Below are 1,570 nucleotides of genomic sequence, written 5' to 3' on the forward strand. Positions count from 1 at the left end.
TCAGACTGCTGAAAAAGTCCTCGTCAAATGACGAGGATTTTTTATAATAGAGCCATGTTAAAAGAACGCCCCCAAACCCAGTCCACCCTTGAGTTTGTCTGTATTGATGAGCTTGTGCCTAAAGATCATTTGTTACGTAAAATAGATCGTGTCATTGATTTTTCGTTTCTTCATGAACTTGTTCAAGATTTCTACTGCCCAAATAACGGCCGCCCAGCATTAGATCCTACCTTGATGTTTAAACTACTTTTTGTTGGGTATTTATATGGCATTCGTAGCGAACGTCAGTTGATACGGGATGTTCAGGTTAATGTTGCGTATCGATGGTTCCTAGGATTAAACCTAACAGACAAAGTACCTGATGCTTCAACGTTAAGCGCTAACCGCATCCGTCGCTTTAAAGACTCGGATATCTATCAGCAAATATTCGATGAGATTGTACTTCAAGCTGTAAAGCACAAGTTGGTCGGCGGGCACACCCTTTATACCGACTCGACACACCTCAAAGCTAACGCAAACAAAAAGCACTTTCAGAAAATCCAGGTTGAGCAGTCACGCCAAACCTACATGGATGCGTTGGATCAAGCCGTTGAAGGCGATCGGGCCGCCCATGGAAAAAAGCCTTTACCTGCACCCAAGCCGGAGGCGGAAACACGTGAAATTAAGCAGAGCGTCACTGATCCAGATAGCGGTTATATGGTGCGGGATACCAAGCCCAAAGGCTTCTTTTATCTAGATCATCGCACGGTTGATAGCCGCTGCAATATCATCACCGATGTTCATGTGACGCCGGGCAATGTACACGATGCCGTTCCTTATCTGGAGCGGTTAGACCGACAAAAACAGCGTTTTAACTTTAACCTCAGGAATGTCGGTGTTGATGCGGGATATTTTACATCTGCGGTCTGCCATGGGCTGGAAGAGCGAAACCTTTATGCCGTCATGGGCTACCGTCGTCCGACTCATCGTAAAGGATATTTCTATAAACGTCAGTATATTTATGATCCACAAAACAATGTCTACCGTTGCCCTCAAAACCACACGCTAATCTATAAAACGACCAGTCGTACAGGTTACCGTCATTACGAATCTGACGAGGCGGTTTGTAAAACGTGCCCTGAACTGAAACGCTGCACGAATAATAAAAAGTACGTTAAAACAATCACGCGTCACGTCTGGGAAGATAGCAAGGAAAGGGTAAATCAGCATCGACTGACCTCGGTAGGGAAAAGTATTTATGCCCGAAGGAAGGAGACCGTAGAGCGAAGCTTTGCGGACGCGAAAGAACTACATGGATATCGGTATGCGAGGTTTAGAGGGCGGAGTAAGGTTCAAGCACAGTGTTTGCTGACAGCAGCCGCTCAAAACATGAAGAAAATAGCCTTAATGGCGGCATAAGCTGCCTAAGAGGAGTTTTTTGATCAAAATACGCGTTATAAATGAGGCCTGAGAGGTCTTGAGGCGACTTAAAACGGCCTCAAACTATTGCCCCAGTATTTTGTTAATAAAACAGTCATGGCGCTAGAAAAGCAAAACCCCAGCAAAAATACTGGGGTTTATCAGTAACCTG

At 45.0% G+C, this 1,570-nt stretch carries 1 protein-coding gene; it reads left to right on the top strand.

Features of this window, described 5'->3' with window-relative positions; all coding sequences use genetic code 11:
- Nucleotides 1-54: 54 nt before the first annotated feature.
- The gene (locus EH243_RS18435; protein ID WP_126160124.1) at nt 55-1,398 is read left to right on the top strand and encodes an IS1182 family transposase; all 1,344 of its coding nucleotides are present in this window, start codon (nt 55-57) and stop codon (nt 1,396-1,398) included.
- The last annotated feature ends 172 nt before the right edge of the window (nt 1,399-1,570 follow it).

The organism is Amphritea opalescens (assembly GCF_003957515.1).
Taxonomy (GTDB): Bacteria; Pseudomonadota; Gammaproteobacteria; order Pseudomonadales; family Balneatricaceae; genus Amphritea; species Amphritea opalescens.

Bases quoted from the DNA above. Each gene is read 5' to 3' on its own strand.
- EH243_RS18435 (WP_126160124.1), top strand. From the start codon at position 55: ATGTTAAAAGAACGCCCCCAAACCCAGTCCACCCTTGAGTTTGTCTGT.